Consider the following 23764-nt stretch of genomic DNA (forward strand, 5'->3'; position numbering starts at 1 on the left):
TGTCAATCCTGGGGGCTTACTGGCCCTGCTTCAGAAGTTCTGCCGCACGTACGGCGAAGTAAGTCAGAATGCCATCAGCACCGGCACGTTTGAAAGCGGTCAGCGATTCCAGAATCACCGCTTCGCTTAACCACCCATTGTCGATGGCGCCACGGTGCATGGCGTACTCGCCGCTGACTTGATAGGCAAAGGTCGGCACCTTGAAGGTGTCTTTGACCCGCCAAACGATATCCAGATACGGCATACCGGGCTTGACCATGACCATGTCAGCGCCCTCGGCCAGATCCGCAGCGACTTCATGCAGGGCTTCATTGCCGTTGGCCGGGTCCATCTGATAGGTGTTTTTGCTGCCCTTGCCCAAGTTAGCTGCCGAGCCCACAGCGTCGCGGAACGGGCCGTAGTAGGCGCTGGCGTATTTAGCCGAGTAGGCCATGATGCGCACGTTGGTGTGGTCAGCCAGCTCCAGAGCTTCGCGTATGGCCTGAATCCGGCCGTCCATCATGTCCGATGGCGCCACTACCTGCGCGCCGGCTTCGGCGTGAGACAGGGCTTGCTTGACCAGCGCATCGACGGTGATGTCGTTCTGCACATAGCCGTTTTCGTCGAGGATGCCATCCTGGCCGTGGGTGGTGAACGGGTCCAAAGCCACATCACTGATGATGCCCAGCTCCGGGAACTTCGCGCGCAAAGCGCGGATGGCGCGCTGGGCGATGCCCTCGGGGTTCCAGGCCTCTTCGCCTTGGAGGGATTTTTTCTCCAGCGGCGTCACCGGGAACAATGCCAGCGCAGGAATACCGAGATTCACCCAGTGTTCGGCTTCTTTGAGCAGCAGATCAATCGACAGACGTTCAACGCCGGGCATCGACGCAATTGTTTCGCGGCGGTTTTCGCCGTCCAGCACAAACACCGGCAGGATCAGGTCATCAGTGCTCAGACGGTTTTCACGGACCAAACGCCGGGAGAAATCATCACGACGGTTGCGACGCAGACGAGTAGCAGGAAACAGACGGTTGGCAGGGGTAAAACTCACGGCAAACTCCGTAGCCCGTAATGACGGGCGAGTGTGACAGTTATAAGTGGCGATTATGACTAAATTATGACGTCGCTTGGCGACTCTGCGACCGCGTGCCGCAAGCTGTTTAGCCCAATGCCAGAAACCTGGCTGTATCGAAAAGACGGCGCGCGCAGTGCAGCGGGGCAAATATGGCTGAGCCAGCGGCTGGGCTCACATTCAAGCGTACGAATGGCCGGTGAGCAATGTGCCCCGATGGATAACCACGCGCCAACAACGCCTGGCACTTTTCCTTAACAGCTTAGTGTGGAGTGTTGCCAGCCCTAGAGGTTCCCCCCATGCCGCCAGCGGCTCCGCGCAGCCGGCCGAAGCTAGCTGGCCAGCAGGCCAGCGCGGCGCCCAGGCCAATACAGCCAGGCCACACAGAGCAGACTGTAAACCGCCAAGCCCAACCATAAACCCGCCGTGCTGGGCAGCAAGAGCATCTGCGTGGCCAGCCACAGTGCCGGCAGATTCAGCAGCAAACGCAGCACCTCCAGGGTTTTCGCGTAGCGGCGGTTTTCCAAACACACACCGATGCAAAACAGGCCAAAAGCCAGCCACAGCACCGCCAGCAAGAGTTGCCCCAGGCTCATGGCATCGCCTTGGGCCAACAACAGAGTGCCGCCGATCAGATAGCAGACAAACTGCAATAGCGCGTACAACTGCTGGGAAAGCGTCAGGGGCACCGCGAACTTCACGAACTGGCGCAAATCCGCCTTGGCCTGTGGATAACGCGCCGCCACATCGGCCGGCCGCCAACCAGTGGGCATAAACCAGATGCGCAGCTTGTCCCACCACGACTGGGCCCGCGTCACATCACGCCACAGGGCCAGATAAAACTGGGCATTGGCCCACAGCGGATTCCAGCTCGCCAATGGCGTAGTGACGCCAAAAATCGCGGGTTCAGTGTCTAATTCTTCTTGGAAAGTACCGAATAAGCGGTCCCAGAGGATGAACACGCCGCCGTAATTGCGATCCATATACAACGGGTTTTGCGCATGGTGCACCCGGTGGTTAGACGGAGTAATCAGCAGCCATTCCAGCCAGCCCAACTTGGGGATATGCCGGGTATGCACCCAGAACTGATACAGCAGGTTCATTGCCGCTACGCTGAGAAAGACCAGAGGTGGCACGCCGAGCACGGCCATGGGCAGGTAGAACACCCAGCTCAGCAAAAAACCGCTGCTGGTCTGGCGCAGGGCGGTGCTGAGGTTGTACTCCTCGCTCTGGTGATGCACCGAGTGCGCGGCCCACAGCACATTACGCTCGTGGCCCAGGCGATGGTTCCAGTAGTAGCAAAAGTCATACAGCACAAACGCCAGCAGCCACACCCACAGGGCGCTGCCGGACATCTCCAGCAGCGCCAGATGCTGCCAGGCGAAGGTATAGGTGACAACCCCGAGCACTTTGCTCAACAGGCCAAAACCAGTCGACAACACCCCTGTACTTAAGCTGTTGATGGTGTCGGCGAAACGATAGGTACGCATGCCACGCAGGTGATCGAACAGCAGCTCAAGGGCAATCAGGCCGAAGAAAAACGGCACCGCATAAAGGACGTAGTTCATGCTCTTTGGCACCTCTTAAATACGCACTGCCATGCACAAGCAGCAACCTGCGGTAACGGACAACACGGGCAGGCTTGCGCTAACTCGCCATATCACTGGCTATGGCGAACAGCTAGGATTAGGTCATTAAGCCTAGCCCAGCGCTAACCGGCACTCACGGCGTAGGATGCCAACCGGGGTGACATATGACGACAGGCCAGCAACCTTCCTTCCCTACGGTGTTTTGTGGAGTTCAAAATGACTAAAAAAGTCGCAGTGATCCTTTCCGGTTGTGGTTTCTATGACGGCGCAGAAATCCACGAAAGCGTGATCACCCTGCTGCGTTTAGACCAACGCGGCGCCCAGGTACAGTGCTTTGCCCCGAACATCAACCAACTGCACGTGGTCGATCACCTCACCGGTGAAGCCACCGAACAGAGCCGCAACGTGCTGGTGGAGTCAGCCCGTATCGCCCGCGGCAATATCAAGGACGTCACCCAGCTGCATGCCAGCGACTTTGACGCGCTGATTCTGCCGGGCGGCTTTGGCGCGGCGAAAAACCTCTCTGACTTTGCCCTCAAAGGCGCGGAGTGCACGGTGCAGGCCGATGTCCTCGCCGCCACCCAGGAGTTCGCCAAAGCGTCCAAGCCGGTGGGGCTGATCTGCATCTCGCCAGCCATGGCCGGACGCATCTACGGTCCAGGCGTGATTGCCACCATCGGCACCGACGAAGGTACCGCTGCCGCGCTGACGCAAATGGGCGTGGTGCATCAGGACTGCGAGGTGACGGAGATCATCGAAGACACCGCACGCAAGCTGGTCACAACCCCCGCTTACATGCTGGCTAAGTCGATCGCGGAGGCGGCATCAGGGATTAACAAGCTGGTCGACCGCGTGCTCGAACTGGCCTAAGCCCAGCGCCGATCCTGCCAATGCCTAGGCCATGACGGCCTAGGCGCTAGGCACGGGCGACGCAGTGGGGCAGTTTAGACACTCTCCCGTTGAGGCTAGCGCCCATGAGCACACCCACCTTTGAGCTGACCGATGAACTGCGCGAAGCAGTCACCCAGTTCTTTCACCGCATCCCCTTCAATCAATTGCTCGGTATCGAGCTGGTGGACCTCAGCACCAGCCACGTGACCATGCTCCTGCCGATGAAGCCGGAGCTGATTGGTAACTTCCTGCAAGGCATTTTGCATGGCGGCGTGATCAGCACCCTGCTCGACGTCTGCGGCGGCGCCATGGCGCTGATCGGTGCCTTCGATAAGCACCAACACCTGAGCAGCAGCGAACGCATGGCGCGGCTGTCCAAACTCGGCACCATCGATTTACGCGTGGATTACCTGCGCCCCGGCAAAGGCCAGCGCTTTATCGCCACCGCGCAGTTGCTGCGCAGCGGCAATAAGGTCGCAGTGGTACGCAGCGAGCTGCACAGCGATGACGGCACCCTCGTCGCCGTGGGCACCGGCACCTATTTGTGCGGCTGATCAGGTATGGAGTCAGGCCTGAGCCTGGCGCTGCAGACGGGTGAGAATGCGGTCAAGGCTATTGGCGAAGGCTTGTTTGTCGCGCTCGCTATACGGCGCCTGACCGCCGCCGACCTGGCCCAGTTCGCGCAGCTCAGTGAAGAGGTTACGCGTGGCCAGCTTGTCGCCCATATTGCGCTGATCGAACTCGCTGCCTCTGGGGTCGAGCACCGTCACCTGGTTTTTCACCAAACGCGCGGCCAACGGCACGTCGCTGCAAATCACCAGCTCCCCGGCGACGGCATGCTCAACCAGATAATCATCGGCCGCATCCGGGCCGCTGGGCACCACGATTAAGCGCACGCAGTTGTAGGCCGGTTTGCTTTGCGCCTGACCAGCCACCAACAGCACCTCAAAGCCGCGCTTGAGGGCGAACTTCACCACCTGATCCTTGGCCGCTTTCGGACAAGCATCCGCATCAATCCACACGCGCATCGTCATCGGCTCCACTGCCGGCGCGGCAGACCACGCCGGCAGTTATGCTCAGTTAGCCGGGAGATTGCGCCGACGGCGCTCACCCAACCAGCTACGGCCATACAGCAGGACGATACCCAGCAGCGCCAGAGCTTGCGCCCCCAGCGTGTAGGCATCGGGATGAATGCCCAGCCAGTCGAACTCGAAGAACGCCACTGGCCGCGTGCCCAGCACGCCGGCTTCTTGCAACGCCGCAATGCCATGGCCGGCGAAGACCACCGAGAGCACGCAGAGCAACACCGCGTTGAGGCCGAAGAAGGTCGCCAACGGCAGTTTGCGCGAGCCACGCAGAATCACCCAGGCCAGGCCCAACAGCAGCACCAGCGCCGTCGCCGCACCGGCCAGCACCATGCCATGGCCCTGCGGGCCGGCCTGCAGCCAGAGGGTTTCATAGAACAGGATGACCTCGAACAGCTCGCGGTACACCGAGAAGAACGCCAGGGCGGCAAAACCAAAGCGGCCACCACCGCTGACCAGACTGCTCTTGATGTAATCCTGCCAAGCCGCCGCATGCCGGCGATCATGCATCCACACGCCGAGCCACAGCACCATGACGCTGGCAAACAGCGCGGTGACGCCTTCAAGCAGCTCACGCTGGGCGCCGCTGACATCGATCAAGTAAGCCGCCAAGGCCCAGGTCGCGACCCCGGCAAGGATGGCCAGGCCCCAACCGACGTGGACGCTGCGAGTGGCTTTCTCCTGACCGGTGTTACGCAGGAAGGCCAGAATGGCCGCCAGCACCAGAATCGCTTCCAGGCCTTCACGCAGCAGAATCAACAGGCTGGAGAAGAAACTCAGGGAATCAGACAAGCCGTCGCCACCCAGCAGGGCTGCCGACTTGGCCAGCTCGGCTTTCGCCAGCTCAAGGCGCTGCTCGGCTTGCTCCACCGGGAGGCCGTCCTGGAGGGATTGGCGATAGGCCATCAAAGCCTTCTCAGTGGCCTTGCGCTGCTCGGAGTCGAGGTTATCCAAGGCGCTTTCGACCAGCTCAAAACCTTCCAGATAGGCGCCTACGGAGAGGTCATAGGCCTGTTCGTGATCGCCACTGCGATAGGCACTGAGACTCTTCTCCAGGGTCTCGCGAGTGTGCGCGATCAACTGCTGCGGGCCACGCTGCTGCGCCGGTGGATGCGCACGCTGGACGCGGAAGATCGCCGCCGCGGCGTCACCATTAGCGGCGGCATATTCAGCCGGACTCTGATCGGCCAGCGTGGCCAACGGCAAGGCCGCCCCCGGCTCTACGGCAGGCGCGGTAAAGCCGGCGATATAACTGGCCAGATCCCAACGCTGACGCTCATCGAGCTGATCCGCGAAGGACACCATGTCGGTGCCTTCAATGCCCAAGGTCAGCGTGTTGTAGAGGTCGTACAGGCTCAGGCGGTCCAAGCGCGCTTGATCGCGCAGGTTCGCCGGTGGCGGCTCCAGACCAATACCCGCCGGACCATCGCCAGCCCCGCTCGCGCCATGGCAGACGCTGCAGTGCTGGGTGAACAGTGGCTCGCCACGGCTCGGATCAGGCGTAATCGCCGGCGTCTGGCTCACACCGTAGGCCTTGGCCAGCACAGCCGCTAACTGGCGGGCTTCGCCTCCCACTTGAGCGCCATCGGTCTTTTGCTCAATGGCCTGCCGCAGATTGGCGACCCCAGCGCTGAGCTGCGCACGCTCAGGGCGCGCCGGCAGAGCCACGACCAGGCCCTGCAGGACTTCAATAAATTCGAGTTGCTCGCGGTACTCGCCGGCATCAATCACCTGACCATTGGCCACTGTGGCTGGGTAGTCCGCGCCTAAGTAACTGAGCAGGTGCAGCGCCTGCGCCGCTCCGTCAGCCGGTTCGGCCAAAGCGGCGAGGCTGCAGAGGGCCAAGACCGGCAGCAGCAACCAGTGCTTAATACGAAACAAAGAGGACATTAGGAGTTAATCCCAAATAGGAATGAGGTGGGATTAGAATCTTACCACCCTAAGCAGTTCCATATCGCCCGACATAAACGGCCAACCCTCAAGCGCTGGCGCCGCGTACTTAACCAGCCGTGCGGTGCACCGTGGCCAGCAGCCCTGCCGCAGCCACAAACAGCCCGCCAAAGGTGCGGTTCAACACACGCTGTTGGCGTGGCGAGCGCAGCGCCCCCAACAGTCGGGCAGCCAGCCCCGTGTAACCGGCCATCACTATCAGGTCGACACTGATCATGGTCGCGGCAATCAGCAGGTACTGCTTGAGCAGCGGTGCCTGCGGATTAATAAATTGCGGCAACACGGCCAGGATAAACACGATGGCTTTCGGATTACTCAAGTTGACCAGCATCCCGCGTAGCACCAAGGCCAAGGGCCGACCGCTGGCGCGCTGTTCATCAGCGGCCATGGCACTGGGCGGCGCCTGCCACTGGCGGTAACCGAGATAGACCAGATAGGCCACGCCAAACCACTTGATCAGACTGAACGCCAGCGGCGAGGTGGCCAACACCGCCCCCAACCCCGCCGCGACTACCGCGATCTGTAACGCCAAGGCCAACTGCAGGCCCAGGGCATTCCAGTAGCCACGCCAGAAACCGTATTGCAGCCCGGCAGACATCGAGGCAATAGCCCCAGCGCCAGGCGACAGGCTGATGATCCAACAGGCGAGAAAAAAGCCCAACCAGGTTTCCAGCGTCACGGTGCCTACCTCCATTCAAGCGGATAGCAACAAAAAAGGGGCTGACCGAAGCCAACCCCCTACGCGCAGACTGCATGTAACGCAGCGCTTAGTCCGGAAAGTCTTTACGCAGCTTGACCGGATCCAGCTCTTCTTCTTTAGCGCGGGCACGGGCGATGCGCATACGGATGTTAACCGCCTCAACCGCCAGCGAGAACGCCATGGCGAAATACACATAACCTTTCGGCACATGCACATCAAAGGCTTCGGCCACCAGCAAGGTACCCACCACGATCAGGAACGACAGGGCGAGAATCTTCAAGCTCGGGTGCTTATCGATGAAGTTACTGATGGTGCCAGCGGACAGCATCATGACAAACACCGAGATCACAATCGCCGCGACCATGATCGGTACATGGTTGACCAGACCCACCGCGGTGATCACCGAGTCCAGGGAGAAGACGATATCGATGATGGCGATCTGGATGATGATGCCCATAAAGCCATAGGCCTTACCGCCGCCGTTCTGGCTCTCATCTTCACCTTCAAGGCCGTGGTAAATCTCTGCGGTACTTTTGAACAGCAGGAACATACCGCCAAAGAACAGGATCAGATCGCGCCCGGAAATACCTTGGCCGAACACGTGGAACAGGTCGGTGGTTAGGCGCATCACCCAGCTGATCGACAGCAACAGCAGAATCCGCGTACCCATGGCCAGCGCCAAGCCGAAGAAGCGCCCACGCGCCTGTTGATGCTTCGGCAAGCGGCTGACCAGGATCGAGATAAAGATGATGTTATCGATGCCGAGAACGATCTCGAGCGCCGTCAAAGTTAAAAAAGCGACCCAAAGCTCTGGGCTGGACAGCCATTCCATGTGTGGTTAATCCTCTTGTTGACGCACAGTGGGAAATTCACCATGACGCCAACGGCGCACGGCTTTTTGGAAAAACAAACTATTGGGAATCTGCAGCAGCGCGCCTGGGGCATCACCGCTGGCATCTTCCAAAGTGGTGTAAAACAGGTTGATCGCCACCACCTTGCCGCGCACGCCGGGCTTATCGGCGCTTTCCAGTACCTCAACATGCTCGCCAATGCGAAACGGGCTGAGGACAAAGATTAGCAGCGCGCAGAACATATTCGACAGCACGCTCCAGATGGCGAAAAACGCCACCGCCGCCACCGCCACGAAACCCGTCACGGCGGTCCACAATACTTGGGCGGAAACGCCTAAACGCTCCAGCACCATCATAAAGGCACTGCCCAAAATCAACCAACGCAGCAAACCGCGCACCGGCATCATCAGCTCCGCCGGCAGTTGCGGGTAGCGCTGGGCGAGGCGGCTGATGGCGCGGGTGAGGATGCGCTGGGCCAACCACGCCAAACAAATAATTAGCGCCACTTGGCCGGCGATCATTAAAGGATCGCGCCAAGCACTCAACCACTCAATGCCTAGCTCACTGAAGTTCAACTGGCGGCCTCAAGTTCAGCTTGCAAGTTTTCCAGCGTTTCCAAGGCCAGCATCCAACGCTCCTCGAGGTCGGCTTCGATGCTTTTCAGCTTAGCCTGTTCGGCCAGCGCATCACGCAACTGATCTTTTTGCGCCGCCTCGTAGAGGGCGCTATCGCCTAATTGCGCTTCAAGCTTGGCCAGCTTCTCGTGCAGTTGCCCCAGTTCTTTTTCCAGCTTATCGGCTTCGCGCTTATGCGGCGCTAATTGCTGGCGTAAGGCCGCAGCAGCTTGGCGCTGGCCGCGCTTGTCGGTTTTGTCTGGATTCACTTCGTTCGTGCTAACCGGCGCTTGGCGGACGCGATAATCCACCAACCAGCGGGCGTAATCGTCGAGGTCACCATCAAAAGCTTTAACCTGACCATCGGCCACTAACAAAAACTCATCGGTGGTGCTCTTGAGCAAGTGCCGGTCGTGACTGACCACCACCACGGCGCCGCTGAATTCTTGCAGGGCCATGGTCAGGGCCAGGCGCATTTCCAAGTCCAGGTGGTTGGTGGGCTCATCGAGCAGCAGCAAGTTGGGCTTGCCCCAGGCGATCAAGGCCAAAGCCAGGCGCGCCTTTTCGCCACCGGAGAAATTTTGCACCGGCTCGTCACAGCGCGGGCCACGGAAGTCAAAACCGCCTAAAAAGTCGCGCAGGGTTTGCTCGCGCTCAGCCGGGGCGATGCGCTGCAAGTGCAGCAGCGGGCTGGCGTGATCATCCAGAGCGTCCAGCTGATGCTGAGCAAAGTAGCCCACCACCAAGTTCTCGCCGCGCTGCAATTCACCGCCAATGGGCTGCAACTCGTTGGCGAGGTTTTTAATCAGGGTGGATTTACCCGCGCCATTGGGTCCCAGTAAACCTAAGCGCGCACCGGGCGCCAGACCGAGCTTGACCTTCTCCAGCACCACTTTGTCGCCATAACCCAAGCGGCCTTCGCTCAGGCTAAGTAAGGGACTGGAGATTTTATCGGCTTCGCGGAAGCTGAAATCAAACGGTGAATCGACATGGGCCGCCGACAGTTCTTCCATGCGCTCCAAGGCTTTGATCCGGCTTTGCGCCTGGCGGGCCTTGGTGGCCTGGGCCTTAAAGCGGGCAATGTACTTTTCCATGTGCGCGCGTTGCGCTTGTTGCTTCTCGTAAGCCTGTTGCTGCTGGGCCAAGCGCTCAGCGCGAGTACGCTCGAAAGCAGAGTAGCCACCGCGGTAGAGAGTCAGCTTTTGCTGATCGAGGTGGGCAACGTGGTCCACTACGGCGTCCAGAAAATCACGGTCATGAGAGATGAGCAACAGCGTACCGGGATAAGCTTTCAACCAGCTTTCCAGCCACAGGATGGCGTCCAAGTCCAAGTGGTTGGTCGGCTCATCGAGCAGCAGCAAGTCCGACGGGCACATCAACGCCTGGGCGAGGTTGAGGCGCATCCGCCAACCGCCGGAGAAATCGCCGACACGACGATCCATCTGGGCACTGTCGAAACCAAGGCCTGCCAACAGTTTGCGTGCCCGGGCATCGGCGCTGTAGCCATCCAGGGTGTCCAGTTCAACGTGCAAGCGCGCTACGGCTGCGCCGTCTTGCGCCGCTTCGGCGGCCGCCAATTGCGCCTGCACGCGGCGCAGCTGCACGTCGCCATCAAGCACATAGTCGACCGCTTGGCGTTCAACCGCCTCGATTTCCTGGCGCATATGGGCCACGCGCCAATCGGCGGGGATCAGACAGTCGCCTGCATCCGCGCTAAGCTCACCGCGCAGCAGAGCAAACAAACTGGATTTGCCGGCGCCGTTAGCGCCGATTAAGCCGGCTTTATGGCCGGGGTGCAGGGTCATCTCAGCATCTTCAAGCAGACGCTGTGGACCACGCTGTAAAGTCAGGTTCTGAAGTCGGATCATAATGGCCGCGGAGTCTACCAGAGTCTTTTTTGAGAAACCTGAGAACCACTATGCCAGCAGACCTTTGGCAATTTTCTGAAGCAATTTACCGTCGCCCCGGCGTCGAACCCGCCTGCTTAGAACTGCAAAGCGATGGCATCGACGTCTGCCTGCTGCTGTGCGCGCTCTGGCTCGAAGTGCAACGCGTGCCGTATAGCGCTGCGCGCCTGCAACACCTGCAAGCCTTAGCACAGCCCTGGCAACAACAAGTGGTGCTACCGCTGCGTCAATTACGCCGCGCTTGGCGTACTGCTGCGCAACAGGATCAAGGCTTACACCTCTTGCGTGAACAGCTGAAACAACTCGAACTGACGGCTGAGCGCGAGCAATTAACCCGCCTAGCCACCTGCGCCGAGCCCTGGATCGAACTCAGAGCGCAGGGGCCGGCCGACTGGTTAACCGCCCTGGCCCCCCATGCTACAGACGCCACCTTGGACTGCTTACGTGGCGCTGCGCAGGGGTTGCCGGTTTAGGCCGAAGTCGGCGCAGTCGCGCTGTTACCTGCGGCAGGTGCGCTGCTAGCTGGCTTAGCGTCTACGGCAGTGCTGGCTGTTTGCGCAGCTGCAACCGGAGCAACCGGTGGCTTAGCGGCAGCCGCTGGCTGGTTAGCAGGCGTTGCAGCAGCTGGTTTAGCGGCAGTTGTGGCAACAGGCTTGGCTGCTGGTTTAGCTGCAGCTTTAACAGCTGGCTTTGCCGCAGGCTTAGCGGCAGCTTTAACAGCTGGTTTTGCGGCTGGCTTGGCAGCAGCTTTAACAGCTGGTTTTGCCGCAGGCTTGGCAGCAGCTTTAACAGCTGGCTTAGCGGCTGGCTTAGCAGCAGCGCTATCAGCTGGTTTTGCCGCTGGCTTAGCAGCAGCTTTAGCAGCCGGTTTTGCTACAGGCTTGGCAGCAGCTTTAGCAGCTGGTTTTGCTGCAGGCTTGGCAGCAGCTTTAGCAGCCGGTTTTGCGGCTGGCTTAGCGGCAGCTTTAGCAGCTGGTTTTGCGGCTGGCTTGGCGGCAGCTTTAGCCGCCGGTTTTGCTGCAGGCTTGGCAGCAGCGTTAGCAGCTGGTTTTGCCGCAGGCTTGGCAACAGTTTTAGCAGCTGGTTTTGCCGCAGGCTTGGCAGCAGTTTTAACAGCCGGTTTTGCCGCAGGCTTGGCAGCAGCTTTAGCAGCCGGTTTTGCGGCTGGCTTAGCGGCAGCTTTAGCAGCCGGTTTTGCCGCAGGCTTAGCAGCAGTTTTAGCAGCCGGTTTTGCCGCAGGCTTGGCAGCAGTTTTAGCCGCCGGTTTTGCGGCTGGCTTAGCGGCAGAACGCTCAAGCGCTTTGCTAGCTGCTTCTTTAACTTTGCCAACACCTTGCGCCAGCTTCAGGCTTTCTTGAGCATCGCGCTTAAGCTTAGCGATATAAGTTAGGGTTTCGCTCTGACGTTCTTTCAACGCATCCAGCAACTGTTCCAGTTGCGCGACGGCGTCTTTGGCTTTGCTCTGCGCCTTGCTCTTACCAGCACGGCTGGCATCTTGCAGTTTGGTGCGGGATTTATGCAGTTTTTCCTGCGCTTTGCCCCGTTGCTTTTCCAACTTACTCAGCAAGCTTTCCGCATCACCGAGTGCCCGCGCACAAGCATCTTCAAGGTGCTCAAGCAGACTGCTGGAAAGTTGCTGCAGCAAATGCAGCGGAGTACTCACTGACTTCTTCTTTGCATTCTTAGTAGCCGACATGACGCGCCTCCTGGCGATAAAATTGTGCACATACTAGACCGCCTCTCCACCTGCTTGCCAGACCCTGCACAGAAAGTGGGCGCGCGTCGTTATAGCTTAGGCAATAAGCTGAATACGTGACCTTCAAACAGCGCTATTTGTTCACTTTGCCGTAAGAAATTACCCAGGACTGAGAGCTGCACCATAGCCTGTGAAGCACTGCCCAATTACGCACATTGAGCTCAGGCTGTTGGCTGGCATAATCGCCAGCAATTTGGCTGGAGATTTTTCATGCATCGCCTCTGCTTGTTGCTGCTCTGTCTGCTCCTGCCACAGGCTTACGGGCAAGATGACGAACATGATCTGGCCTATAGCGTCGGCGTCGAACTCGGCGAGCGACTGCGTGATGAATTACCCAGCCTGCAACTCCAGGCGCTAGTCGAAGGTTTGCAGCAGGCTTACGCCAATAAGCCACTGGCGATTGAACGCACACGCATGCAACAACTGCTGGATCAACATGCCGAGCAACTATTAGCCAACACCGATCAGCAACGCTCAGCCAAATTAGCCGAAGGCCGTTTTCTCGCTAGCGAGAAAGCTAAGGCAGGAGTTCAGGTACTCGCCAATGGCGTGCTGATGCAGCAACTGCGAGCCGGTAATGGAGCCAAGCCCACGGCGCACAGCCAAGTGCTGGTGACATACAAAGGCTATTTGGCAGATGGCAGCCTGTTTGACCAAAGCAGCGGGGCGCAGTGGTTCAAACTCGACAGTGTGATCAGTGGCTGGCAAAGCACCTTGCCGCAGATGCCTGTGGGCGCGCACTGGCGCTTGGTGATTCCATCGGCACAGGCATATGGCGCGCAGGGCGCCGGCGACTTAATTGCCCCCTTCTCCCCGCTGGTGTTCGAGCTGCAATTGCTCGATACCCAGCAGTAGAGTCAGGGCTTAAACGGCGGCGACGGCAGGTTCGCTGTGATGCTGATGATCAGTGTGCAGCACTTCGATCAGGCAATCTTCCAACTCAAAACGCTCGCGCAGGAGTTGGCCCAAGCGTTTTAGCTCAAAGCTGAGCGACGCTGAATCGTGGCAATCACCGTTATCGCACAGGTCGTTGAAGAACAGCGCAGCTTCGGTAATAACTTCGAGGCGCGGGTAAATCTGCTTGGCCAGCTCCAGGCCACGCTGATCACCAAAGGCTTTCGCCTCGTTGGTCAGCTGTTCGTAGACTTCAAAATGGCCGGCCGACACGTAATCCACCAAGGCCTGGCAGAAGTGTTGCAGTTCATGGGCATTAGCGCTGGGCATTGGCGTGGCCGAGCTGATGGCGATAAAGCGCGCCACTAACTCCTGGCGACCGGCTAACCAGCGATCAATAAGCAGATTGACTCCGCCCCAGCGTTCTTGAGCATTGCGGCAACTTTCTAACATGATGCCCCCCACTTCCCTAGTGCAGTTTGGATGTTCGCTGCTGCCCCCTGGCATTGTCTTGTGCTGTGCGGCAGGAGCAGAACGAACTGATTAGTACGGCAGTTTCCATCTATGCCTGGCGCCAGATTAGGCCGCCCTATCAGGCCCATCAAGGCAACTCAGGAGGAAAATTCATACATCTGTTTAACAGACTTACAGTTCTACTGTTAAATGAATTGTCTGAAAAAGCTATCAGCACAGAAGATAGAGCAGGTGCTGAGGGCAAGACGATTCAACAATCTACACATTACCGGACACGATGTCGGGACGGCGCCAGCGGCCCCGCCCCGATCAGCGGTAGAGCTACGTTAACACCGCAACGCTTGGCTGCGACAACCGTGGGTCGAGTAGGCGCAGGCCTTCTTGATACAGACTGTTGCTGCGATTGAGGTCACCTTGCTGCACCATCAGCCCGGCCAACTCTGCGCAAGTCTCAGGATGGCGGTCAAAGGCCAGACTGGCTTCGAGGTAATCCCGGGCCTTACCCCACAGCTGGTTATGCAGGCACAGGCGGCCCAGCGTCAGCAGCAGGCTTGGGTCTTCGGGGTGCTGTTTGAGCCAGGCCTCGGCGCTTTGCAGCTGCTTGCCCGAATCACGACCATGCAACAGGCCGTATAGACGCACCAAGGCCACATCGTAATTCTGCTTAAGGGCCTGGCGCAGCAACTCCTCCGCCTCGGCCTCCGCCCCCAACAGGCGTAGCTGCTCAGCGTAGGCCGCAAGTAAAGCCGGCTCCTGCCGCTGGGCGCTGGCCAAGCTTTGCCAAACCTGCTGCAACGCGCTGAGGCTTGCGCTGTTATCACCGGCAGTGGCCTTACTCACTTCCTGCAAACGCCCCAGCCAAGCCTGGCGCTGCAGCTCATTGAATTGCGCGCTGCCCAGCACATTGGCCTTGCGCAATTGTGGCAGTAAGCCGAGCAAGCCCGACCAATCGCTATTCTGCCAATACAGTTGCTGCAACTGGCGCATCACCAAGGGTTGCTGCGGATGGCGGGCGTGCATCAACTGCAAGGTTTCCTGCGCCGCGGCAGCTTGCCCGCGCTGGCTTTGTAATTGTGCATGCTGCAGGGCGATGGCGACTTCAGCCTCAGGCTGTTGCTTGAGGGCTTGTTCGAGCAGCGCATCGCTTTCCTCATACTGCTGCAGCTCATGGGCCGCCTGCGCTGCGCCCAAGAAGAACGGCAGTGGCTGATCATCGTGGTGCGCCGCGCGCTTAAGATGACGCAGGGCCGAGTGCCAGCGGCCTTCGGCCAGCTCTAAAAAGCCCTGCTTGGCAGCCAAACGCACACGGCGCAGACGATGCAAACGCGACCAGGGATTGAGCATGCCGCCCGACACCACCAGCAAGCGCAAACCACGTCGCAGCAAGTAAACCAGCAGCCACAGAACCAGGATTAGGCCGACAAAAGCCCACAGGCTCGACTCATAGCGAAAGCCCTTGAGCGCGATCAGCACATAGCCTTTGTGCTGCAGTAACGGCGCGCCAAACCACAGCAATGCCGCCACTACGGCAACGATCAGTAGGGTAATCAAGCCAACGCGATAACGTCGCTTCATTGTTCACCCCCAACCGCCGCCTCGCCTGATGCAGTGGGTTCGCCTTGCTTAGTGCGCGCTTCCAGCTTGGCCTGGATGTAGGCCTGCACGGCGTTCAACGCCGGGGCGAGATTAGGCGGCACCACCTTAACCGGGCGCTTGAGCAACTCATCGACCTGGCTGATCAGGGCACCACTGTTGGAATTCTCCGTGGCGAAATGCACGTTCAAGACTTCCCGCGCCTGGTGCAGAGACTGCTGATAAATCTCGCTCTGCCCATGCAGGGCAGCCCACTGCGCTTGCTCTAAAGCCAAGCTTAGGGCCAGGCGCACCTGGCTCAGCTCTTGGCCGGCGAGCAACGGACGGATGTTTTCATCAGCGGAAAAGTCGATGCGGAAATACTGCGCCAAGGTGCTTAGGCCGCGCTGCCACCACTGTGGGTCGGCGCCGCCTTCGTCGGCCAGTTCACGCAGCACGCCACCCTCACCACTAAAGTTGGGGGCCAGGGTGTTAAGCGCGGAGGTTTGCTCGCGCAGCGCCGCCAGTTGCAGGAACAGCCCTTCGCGGTCCGGATTATCGGTAGAACGCAGGGCTAACAAGGCTTTGGCCACTTGCTCACGGGCGGCAAAGGCCGCCGGGTCGTCTTGCTCATGGAGGATTTCATCCGCCGCGTTGACCAAGGCCGTGGCGCTGGGAATATCCTGCAAGGCAGACAAGCGCAGACTGGCCAGACGCAACAAATGCTCGGCCTCAGCCAAGCGCCAGTCTTGGCGGCTGGCACCGAGCGCCGTTTCAAGACGCTGATTGAGCAGTTGCTGATCGCCTTGCAGCTGGCTCAGCAGTTGGTTTCGCCCCTCCAGCTCAGCTGGGGTGGGTAACTGATTGAGGCGCTCGGTCAGGCTCTGCCCGGCGCGGGCCACTTCCTGCGCATCGCTGCGCACCGCTTGCAGCTGATCGAGTTGCTGCTGCTCACGGGTATCCAGTGCATGCAACTGCCACAAGCCCCAACCGCCGGTACCCGCGCCCACCACGCCGACCAGCAAGGCCAGCAAGACTAGGCTTTTGCCCGCGCCAGACGACTTGCGCCCAGCCAAGGGCGGGCTATTGGACAGCTCGACGCCAGCGTCAGCAGACGCATAGGCCTGATCCTGAGCAGTGTTCTTCTTCGGGGCTGCTTCGTTAGCAGTAGTTGCTTCGCTCACGTATCCATCCTTTGCGTCAGAGTTCGATAGCAGCCTGCCGATGCAGGGCTGCCAGCAACGCCGTGGTACTGGCTCCACGGCAATCCACTATAGATTGTGCACCCGCCTGGCGCGCCATCTCGGCCACCCGCGGGCTCGGTACAAATAAGGTTAGCTTAGCCAGATCGGGCCAAGCCGCGCCGGCCAGCTCGCGCAAATGCAAAAATCCCTGCCCACTGCTGACCACCAGCGCATTCAAGTGTTCCTCAACCACTCGCTGCGCGAGGGCCCCAGACGGGTAGCTGGGCAGCACTCGGCGATACAGAGGCAGATAGTCCACCTGCGCGCCGCTGTCACGCAAGCGTTCAGCTAACAGCTCGCGGCCATCCTCGCCACGAACCAGTAACACCTTGACCGGCTGCGCCTGTTCAAGCAACTGCTGCATGGGGGCAAGCGCCAGCAAGGCTTCGCTGTCATCACCTTGGGCTGGGTAGTCTACGTGCCGCGCAAAGCCTTGCAACACCTGCGCCGTAGCGCCCCCCACGGTAAACCAGCGCAGCGAGGCCGGAGGTTGCCGCTGGAGATTCTGCAACTGGCTGATAAGCAGGCGCGCCGCCGGTTTGCTGACCACAATGACGGCGTCATAACGCTCGATGTGCTCAATCAGGCTCAGTTGCCCTGGGTTAAGCCGCAGCGCTTCAGTCGCCAGTAACGGCATGCAACTGCTGTAAACCCCGTGCGGCGCGAGGCTGGCCGCCAGCTCAGTGCAATCCTGAGCCGGCCGCGTCAGCAGCAAGCGCCAACGTTTCACTCGCCGCCGGCCTCGCCATAGACCGCTTGCAGGATAGCGCCGGCGCCTTGCGCCAACAGCGCTTCGGCAACGGCCACACCAAGCTGCTCAGCGCTTGCTGCGCTGGCCCGCTGCTCGGCACGCAGTAACTGGCTGCCATCGGGCTGGCCAACCAAGCCACGCAGCCACAACTGCTCGCCTTCCAGCACGGCATAACAGGCAATCGGTACTTGGCAGCCGCCGTTAAGGTGCTTGTTCAGGGCACGCTCGGCGGTTACGCGCAAGGCCGTGGCGCGGTGATGCAGCGGCGCCAACAAGCCATGGATTTCGCTGTCAGCGGTGCGGCATTCGATGCCCACCGCACCTTGGCCACCGGCGGGCAGGCTGTCTTCGACGCTGATCGAGGAGCGGATGCGCTCAGCAAAGCCCAGACGAATCAGGCCAGCCGCGGCCAGAATGATCGCGTCGTACTCACCGGCATCGAGCTTGGCCAGACGGGTGTTGACGTTGCCGCGCAGGAAATTAATGGTCAGATCCGGGCGCTGCGCCAGCAGCTGGGCCTGACGGCGCAGGCTGGAGGTGCCGACGATGCTGCCGGCCGGCAACTCGGCCAGGCTGGCGTAGGTATTGGAGACAAAGGCATCGCGCGGGTCTTCACGCTCGCAGATGCAGTACAGGCCCAGGCCTTCGGGGAAGTCCATCGGCACATCCTTCATCGAATGCACGGCGATGTCTGCCTCGTTTTCCAGCAAGGCGGTTTCCAGTTCTTTAACGAACAGACCTTTGCCGCCGATTTTCGCCAAGGGCGCGTCGAGGATCTTATCGCCACGGCTGACCATGGGCACCAGACTGACCTTAAGGCCAGGGTGAGCCTGTTCAAGACGGGCTTTGACGTGTTCAGCCTGCCACAGGGCTAGGGCACTTTTGCGGGTAGCGATGCGGATTTCGCGGGACATGGGCAATTCCATAAAACGAACTGCCGGACATGATAACAGGCCGGCCCGTTTCGGGTCTGATCACTGTTCAGCTCAACGGCGCCGCTATAAAGACACAACCCAACTGCGGCGACAGGCAAGACTACGAGGTTAGGGCTTCCCCTATCCCCCCAGGCCTGTGGCCAGCACGGCACAGAGCAAAGGTAACGCGCTGTGTCAGAGGTTTTGCATGAGCTTGCGCACGCCAGCGACATGGCGGCGGCTAACGATCAGGGCTTCGTCATGCATGCCCTTGAGGTACAGCTGGAAGTGACCCAAAGGAGTGCGCTGCAAACGCTCAATGCGTTCACGGGCAACCAAAGCGTTGCGGTGGATGCGCACAAAACGCTCGCCGAACTCTTCCTCCAGTGCTTTGAGTGGCTCATCCAACAGCACTTCGCCGCCGGTATGGCGCAGCGTCACGTACTTGTGATCGGCAATGAAGTAGATCACCTGGCTCAGCGGGATCAGCTCAATGCCTTTGCGCGTACGCGCACTGATATGGCTACGCGGTACACCGGCCACAGCAGCAGGCCGGGTTAACGCAGCGAGTTGCACGCGGTTAGGCCGCTCGGCCTTTTTCAGCGCTTCGGCCAGGCTCTCAGGACGCACCGGCTTAACCAGATAGCCCACCGCGCTGACCTGAAAAGCCTCGACCGCAAACTCGTCATAAGCTGTACAAAAAATCACCGCTGGTGGCGCTTCACGCTCACACAGTTTGGCCGCTACCTGCAGGCCATCCAGCCCAGGCATGCGGATATCAAGCAAAACCACATCGGGTTTTAGGCTTTCAATCAGGCTCAGAGCCTCTTCGCCATTGCTGGCCGAGGGTTCAAGAACGCGATAGCCGTCGAGTTCGCTCACCATTCGGCTCAGGCGTTCACGGGCCAGGGGTTCATCATCGACAATCAGTACATTCATAGTGCACGGGCTTCCTGCTTCGTTCTAGCACAAGGATAGCTTAGACAAGTGAAGTGACGACCTTCACGGCGCTCAACACTCAGACTGGCCTTTGGTCCAAAAAGTGCCACTAGTCGCGCATCGACATTGCTCAAGGCCTGGTGAGTTCCGCGTGATAAAGGCTCCTCGCCTAGCGGTTCGTATGGATTGCTCACACACAACGCAAATACTCCCTTTTGATAACTCGCTTCGACCCGTACAACCCCGCCTTCTATCCGTGGCTGAATGCCATAAACCAGCGCATTTTCCAGCAAGGGTTGCAAAGTTAACTGTGGAATGGGCAAGTCATCCGGCACATCAACAACCTCCCACTGCAACTGTAGACGCTCGCCGAGCCGATAGCGCTCAATCGATAAATATCGTTGCGCTAATTCAACTTCTTCACGCCACGACACCAGGCTGCCGGGCTTAGCCAGACTGGCGCGAAACAGGTCCGAGAGGTCTAGTACCGCCTGTTCCGCTTTAGGCGGATCGACCGCGACCAAACTGGCAATGCTATTGAGGCTGTTAAACAGAAAGTGTGGGCGGATGCGCGCCTGCAGCGACTCGATCCGCGCTTGCAGCTCGGCGCGCTGCTGCTTGCGCCATTGGCTCTGCAAGTAAAAATAGCGCAGCAATAAGGCCGACATGATCAAACTGATCAGACCGTGACGTAAGTAAGGATAGACCTCAGCGCTGCGCGGCAGCGGGCCGCCTAATTCATAGTGATCGGCCACAGCGGTGCAGAGCAGGCTTAACACCACCACGATAAGGCAACACAAGGTGCCGGCCACAGCCACTGGCATACGCGCCAAGAGCGGGCGTAAACGGCACAAAATGGCCGCCGACAGCAGCACCATCCACTGCACAAACAAGGAAGTCAGGGCCAAACGCACCCAGTCGAAGCCCGGCGTCATCGGCTGCGCCAAGACCAGCACCAGCACCAATAACTCGGCCAACAGCACCATGCTCAATAAAGCTTCCGGCTCACACAGGGCCGGGACGAAGAAATCGTCCAGCTCCGGTTGTTGGGTGCTGCTAGCTGTTCTGATCTTCATTGCCATCACTTCCGCAGGACTTCATCGCCACTCTCTAAGCAGCACAGAGCGCCATAATCACACGGGCCGACGAAGAAAACTTTGCGCCAGCGCGCCATCGGCACATCTGCCCAAGCGCCGTGGCAGAGGGCCAACAGCGGCGCCAATGGCTAAATTGGCCATCACCCAGATAAAGCGACGCGGCGAAACTAGCTGCCAGCCTGCTATGATCGGCACACTTTTTTGTCTGCCGGCCGCCCACCCGTGGCCAGCCCGTTTTAGCGCACCAGCCGAGCACAGCCATGAGCACTGAAAAAACCAACCAATCCTGGGGCGGCCGCTTCAGCGAACCCGTCGACGCCTTTGTGGCCCGTTTCACCGCCTCGGTGGAGTTCGACAAACGCCTGTATCGCCACGACATCATGGGCTCCATCGCCCACGCCACGATGCTGGCCAAAGTCGGCGTGCTGACCGATGCCGAGCGCGACAGCATCATTGATGGCCTGCAAACCATCCAGAGCGAAATCGAAGCCGGCCAGTTCGACTGGCGCGTTGACCTCGAAGACGTGCACATGAACATCGAAGCGCGCCTGACCGACCGCATCGGCATCACCGGCAAAAAACTGCACACCGGGCGCAGCCGTAACGACCAAGTGGCCACCGATATCCGCCTGTGGCTGCGCGATGAAATCGACCTGATCCTGGCCGAAATCACCCGCCTGCAACAGGGCTTGCTGGAACAAGCTGAGCGTGAAGCCGAGACCATCATGCCCGGTTTCACTCACCTGCAAACTGCCCAGCCAGTGACCTTTGGCCACCACCTGCTGGCGTGGTTCGAGATGCTCAGCCGCGACTACGAGCGTTTGGTCGACTGCCGCAAGCGCACCAACCGCATGCCGCTGGGCTCGGCCGCACTGGCCGGCACCACCTACCCGATTCAGCGCGAAATCACGGCCGAGCTGCTCGGCTTTGAAGCCGTGGGTGGCAACTCCCTGGACGGCGTCTCCGATCGCGACTTCGCCATCGAGTTCTGCGCCGCCGCGTCCCTGGCCATGATGCACCTGTCGCGCTTCTCCGAAGAGCTGGTGCTGTGGACCAGCGCGCAGTTCCAGTTTATCGACCTGCCAGATCGCTTCTGCACCGGCAGCTCGATCATGCCGCAAAAGAAAAACCCCGACGTGCCCGAGCTGGTACGCGGCAAAACCGGTCGTGTGTTCGGCGCCCTGACCGGCCTGCTGACCTTGATGAAGGGCCAACCGCTGGCCTACAACAAGGACAACCAGGAAGACAAAGAGCCGCTGTTCGACGCCGCCGACACCTTGCGTGACAGCCTGCGCGCCTTTGCCGACATGATCCCAGCGCTCAAGCCCAAGCACGCGATCATGCGTGAAGCGGCCCTGCGTGGTTTCTCCACCGCCACGGACCTGGCCGACTACCTGGTGCGCAAAGGCCTGCCGTTCCGCGACTGCCACGAGATCGTCGGGCATGCCGTTAAGTACGGCGTGCAAACCGGTAAAGACCTGGCCGAGATGAGCCTGGACGAGCTGCGCCAGTTCAGCGATCAAATCGAGCAGGATGTGTTCGCCGTGCTGACCCTCGAAGGCTCGGTGAATGCCCGTGACCATATTGGCGGCACCGCGCCTAACCAAGTGCGCAAAGCCGTAGTGCGGGGCCGTGACCTGCTGGCCAGCCGCTAAGATGGCAGACAATGCGCCAGGACGGCGCATTTCCGTGGTCGGTTGCTCGGGCTCGGGCAAGACCACCCTGGCTCGCCAGTTGGCCAGGCGATTAGGCTATCCACATGTCGAGCTGGATGCGCTGTATCACCAACCCAACTGGCAGCCCTTGGCCGATGAAGTTTTCCTGCACCAGGTCAACGAGCAACTGCAAGGCGAGCACTGGGTGGTTGAGGGCAACTACAGCCTAGTGCGCCCGCAGATTCTTAAGCATTCAGACATGGTCATCTGGCTCGACTTACCGCGCGCCACCGTCATGCGCCAAGTCATCCTGCGCACCCTCAAGCGCCTGCTAAGCCGCGAAGAACTGTGGAACGGCAACCGCGAGCGCTGGAGCAATCTATTCAAGCTCAACCCACGCCAATCCATTTTGGCCTGGGCGTGGACACGCCACCCGGTGTACCGCAAGCGCTACACAGCAGAGATGCAGGCCGTCACGCCAAACCAACGCTACATCCGCCTTGGCTCCCATGCCGCCGCCGAACAATTGCTGAATAGCCTGTGCGCCCAAGTGCCGGCAAGGAGAACCTGATGTCCCTGCATATCCGCCCCGCCACCGCTGCCGACGCGCAGCTGATCCTCGGTTTTATCCGCGATCTGGCGATTTACGAAAAAGCCGAGCATGAGGTGAAAACCGATGTCGCCGGTATCCGCGCCAGCCTGTTCGCCGAGAACAGCACGGCGCATGGCCTGATCTGCGAATACCAAGGCCAGGCCATTGGCTATGCCGTGTACTTCTTTAACTACTCGACCTGGCTGGGCAAGCACGGCTTGTATCTGGAAGACCTCTATATCGATCCCAACCAGCGCGGTATTGGCGCGGGCAAGGCACTGCTACGGCATTTGGCCCAGTTAGCCCTGAGCAATGGTTGCGGCCGCTTTGAATGGTCGGTATTGGACTGGAACACCCCGGCCATCGAGTTTTACCAATCCGTCGGTGCCAGAGCGCAAGAAGAGTGGACCCTCTACCGCCTGACCGGCCAAGCCCTGCTGGACTTCGCCCAAGGAGACTAAACATGAGCAGCAACGAGCAAGAAGACGAAGACTTCGCCCAAGACACCCTGAGCCAAGCCATCGAAAACCAATTGCAAGCCGGCGACCCCGCCTTTGTCCAAGCCGTGCTGAACAAGCTGACTTTGGTCGGCTATGAGCGCGAAGAAATCATTGCCATGATGGCCGTGGTGCTGGCCGATGAGATCGACTTGATGCTCAGCCAAGACCGCCCATTCGACAGCAATCGCTACGAGCAAGGCCTGCGCGCCCTGCCCAGCCTGCCAGAGGAACGCGAGTAACTGGCTAACCCTGAACAACCGATTTCTGGCAGCATCAACCCCTAGCAACTCCCGGCAGGCTTCACTACGCTGCTAACTGCAACACCGCCGTTGACCACAGCAGGCGCTGCCGGCCTTGGCCGCAGCTGACATACAACAACAAGCTGGAGTACCTATGGCCTTTACCCCCGAGTTGATCGCGGAATTGGAAATCCTTGCCCTGTTTAACCTCAGCAGCACCCAAGAAGGCATCAAGGTCCATCACACCGCCTCCCCCAGCGCCGTCGCTGCTGCCCAGCGACTGCATGACAAAGGCCTTATCAGCCAAGCCGATGGCGGTTATCTCACTAGCCTAGGTTTAGATGCGGCCGAACACGCCCAAGCGCTACTGACCATCCTCGACGTCAGCCAAACCGCCTGATCCCAGCCCGCCAGGCCAGCCTTGCGCTGGCTTAGCACGGATCGGCTGCTTACCCCCGCCGTTACTCACTCGCCGGATGCTCGTGGGTTTGGGATGCTC

The 23764-nt window shown here is 59.8% G+C and carries 25 protein-coding genes; 9 read left to right on the top strand and 16 right to left on the bottom strand.

Translation table 11 applies throughout. The features are described from left to right. Positions 1-16 precede the first annotated feature (16 nt). Together hemB and NTD81_RS12760 are read right to left on the bottom strand one after the other, a co-directional pair. Positions 17-1030: a porphobilinogen synthase gene (hemB, locus tag NTD81_RS12755; RefSeq protein WP_262182850.1), complete on the bottom strand. Its 1014-nt coding sequence runs from the start codon at positions 1028-1030 to the stop codon at positions 17-19. A gap of 353 nt (positions 1031-1383) precedes the next feature. Then, positions 1384-2619, bottom strand: a complete 1236-nt coding sequence (locus NTD81_RS12760; RefSeq protein WP_262182852.1) for a sterol desaturase family protein — start codon at positions 2617-2619, stop codon at positions 1384-1386. Between the two features lie 237 nt (positions 2620-2856). Between NTD81_RS12760 and elbB the strand changes: the two genes are divergently transcribed. Next, on the top strand, positions 2857-3510 hold the full coding sequence (gene elbB, locus NTD81_RS12765; protein WP_262182854.1) for an isoprenoid biosynthesis glyoxalase ElbB: 654 nt from the start codon (positions 2857-2859) through the stop codon (positions 3508-3510). Between the two features lie 104 nt (positions 3511-3614). Continuing rightward, the gene (locus NTD81_RS12770) at positions 3615-4085 is read left to right on the top strand and encodes a thioesterase family protein (RefSeq protein ID WP_262182857.1); all 471 of its coding nucleotides are present in this window, start codon (positions 3615-3617) and stop codon (positions 4083-4085) included. Between the two features lie 12 nt (positions 4086-4097). Here the strand turns inward: NTD81_RS12770 and NTD81_RS12775 are convergent, their stop codons facing one another. From NTD81_RS12775 to NTD81_RS12800, 6 genes are all read right to left on the bottom strand, one after another. Continuing rightward, positions 4098-4559, bottom strand: coding sequence for a YaiI/YqxD family protein (locus tag NTD81_RS12775; protein ID WP_262182859.1), 462 nt, complete (start codon positions 4557-4559; stop codon positions 4098-4100). A gap of 48 nt (positions 4560-4607) precedes the next feature. After that, entirely contained in the window at positions 4608-6506 is a 1899-nt protein-coding gene (locus tag NTD81_RS12780) for a cytochrome c/FTR1 family iron permease (protein ID WP_262182860.1), read from the bottom strand. 109 nt (positions 6507-6615) lie between these two features. After that, positions 6616-7245 (bottom strand): LysE family transporter, encoded by a 630-nt coding sequence (locus tag NTD81_RS12785; RefSeq protein ID WP_262182862.1) that lies wholly within the window; start codon positions 7243-7245, stop codon positions 6616-6618. A gap of 88 nt (positions 7246-7333) precedes the next feature. Further along, on the bottom strand, positions 7334-8098 hold the full coding sequence (locus NTD81_RS12790; protein WP_262182863.1) for a TerC family protein: 765 nt from the start codon (positions 8096-8098) through the stop codon (positions 7334-7336). Positions 8099-8104: 6 nt separating this feature from the next. Then, the gene (locus NTD81_RS12795; RefSeq protein ID WP_262182980.1) at positions 8105-8638 is read right to left on the bottom strand and encodes a mechanosensitive ion channel family protein; all 534 of its coding nucleotides are present in this window, start codon (positions 8636-8638) and stop codon (positions 8105-8107) included. 50 nt (positions 8639-8688) lie between these two features. Next, positions 8689-10599 (bottom strand): ATP-binding cassette domain-containing protein, encoded by a 1911-nt coding sequence (locus tag NTD81_RS12800; protein WP_262182864.1) that lies wholly within the window; start codon positions 10597-10599, stop codon positions 8689-8691. A gap of 50 nt (positions 10600-10649) precedes the next feature. Here NTD81_RS12800 and NTD81_RS12805 point away from each other — a divergent pair, with 50 nt between their 5' ends. After that, positions 10650-11111 carry a TIGR02444 family protein gene (locus NTD81_RS12805; RefSeq protein ID WP_262182866.1) on the top strand — a complete coding sequence of 154 codons (462 nt, stop codon included), beginning with the start codon at positions 10650-10652 and terminating at the stop codon, positions 11109-11111. Here NTD81_RS12805 and NTD81_RS12810 read toward each other — a convergent pair. After that, positions 11108-12334: an AlgP family protein gene (locus tag NTD81_RS12810; RefSeq protein WP_262182867.1), complete on the bottom strand. Its 1227-nt coding sequence runs from the start codon at positions 12332-12334 to the stop codon at positions 11108-11110. The genes NTD81_RS12805 and NTD81_RS12810 overlap by 4 nt on opposite strands. Positions 12335-12604: 270 nt before the next feature. On the opposite strand from NTD81_RS12810, the gene NTD81_RS12815 reads away from it, so the two are divergent. Continuing rightward, a complete protein-coding gene (locus NTD81_RS12815; RefSeq protein ID WP_262182869.1) occupies positions 12605-13249 on the top strand; it encodes an FKBP-type peptidyl-prolyl cis-trans isomerase in 645 nt (214 codons plus the stop codon). Between the two features lie 9 nt (positions 13250-13258). On the opposite strand, the gene rsd is transcribed toward NTD81_RS12815, so the two are convergent. From rsd to NTD81_RS12850, 7 genes are all read right to left on the bottom strand, one after another. Then, positions 13259-13741: a sigma D regulator gene (rsd, locus tag NTD81_RS12820; RefSeq protein WP_262182870.1), complete on the bottom strand. Its 483-nt coding sequence runs from the start codon at positions 13739-13741 to the stop codon at positions 13259-13261. A 342-nt stretch (positions 13742-14083) separates the two neighbouring features. Next, positions 14084-15337: a heme biosynthesis HemY N-terminal domain-containing protein gene (locus NTD81_RS12825; RefSeq protein ID WP_262182873.1), complete on the bottom strand. Its 1254-nt coding sequence runs from the start codon at positions 15335-15337 to the stop codon at positions 14084-14086. After that, on the bottom strand, positions 15334-16518 hold the full coding sequence (locus NTD81_RS12830) for a uroporphyrinogen-III C-methyltransferase (RefSeq protein ID WP_262182874.1): 1185 nt from the start codon (positions 16516-16518) through the stop codon (positions 15334-15336). Before NTD81_RS12830 ends, NTD81_RS12825 begins: the two co-directional genes overlap by 4 nt. 16 nt (positions 16519-16534) lie before the next feature. Continuing rightward, positions 16535-17308, bottom strand: coding sequence for a uroporphyrinogen-III synthase (locus tag NTD81_RS12835; protein WP_262182875.1), 774 nt, complete (start codon positions 17306-17308; stop codon positions 16535-16537). After that, entirely contained in the window at positions 17305-18243 is a 939-nt protein-coding gene (gene hemC, locus NTD81_RS12840) for a hydroxymethylbilane synthase (RefSeq protein WP_262182877.1), read from the bottom strand. Before hemC ends, NTD81_RS12835 begins: the two co-directional genes overlap by 4 nt. A 195-nt stretch (positions 18244-18438) precedes the next feature. Beyond that, positions 18439-19182 (bottom strand): LytR/AlgR family response regulator transcription factor, encoded by a 744-nt coding sequence (locus NTD81_RS12845; RefSeq protein WP_262182878.1) that lies wholly within the window; start codon positions 19180-19182, stop codon positions 18439-18441. Next, a complete protein-coding gene (locus tag NTD81_RS12850) occupies positions 19179-20258 on the bottom strand; it encodes a sensor histidine kinase (protein ID WP_262182880.1) in 1080 nt (359 codons plus the stop codon). Before NTD81_RS12850 ends, NTD81_RS12845 begins: the two co-directional genes overlap by 4 nt. A gap of 281 nt (positions 20259-20539) precedes the next feature. On the opposite strand from NTD81_RS12850, the gene argH reads away from it, so the two are divergent. From argH to NTD81_RS12875, 5 genes are all read left to right on the top strand, one after another. Beyond that, positions 20540-21934 carry an argininosuccinate lyase gene (gene argH / locus NTD81_RS12855; RefSeq protein WP_262182881.1) on the top strand — a complete coding sequence of 465 codons (1395 nt, stop codon included), beginning with the start codon at positions 20540-20542 and terminating at the stop codon, positions 21932-21934. 1 nt (position 21935) lies between these two features. Then, complete coding sequence (locus tag NTD81_RS12860) at positions 21936-22505, top strand: shikimate kinase (RefSeq protein WP_262182882.1); 570 nt, start codon at positions 21936-21938, stop codon at positions 22503-22505. Next, on the top strand, positions 22505-22987 hold the full coding sequence (locus NTD81_RS12865; protein WP_262182885.1) for a GNAT family N-acetyltransferase: 483 nt from the start codon (positions 22505-22507) through the stop codon (positions 22985-22987). Before NTD81_RS12860 ends, NTD81_RS12865 begins: the two co-directional genes overlap by 1 nt. Before the next feature lie 2 nt (positions 22988-22989). Further along, positions 22990-23265, top strand: coding sequence for a hypothetical protein (locus tag NTD81_RS12870; RefSeq protein WP_262182887.1), 276 nt, complete (start codon positions 22990-22992; stop codon positions 23263-23265). Between the two features lie 154 nt (positions 23266-23419). After that, positions 23420-23665, top strand: coding sequence for a TIGR02647 family protein (locus tag NTD81_RS12875; RefSeq protein ID WP_262182889.1), 246 nt, complete (start codon positions 23420-23422; stop codon positions 23663-23665). Positions 23666-23764 lie beyond the last annotated feature (99 nt).

The organism is Pseudomonas sp. 5P_3.1_Bac2 (assembly GCF_025465995.1).
Lineage (GTDB): Bacteria > Pseudomonadota > Gammaproteobacteria > Pseudomonadales > Pseudomonadaceae > Aquipseudomonas.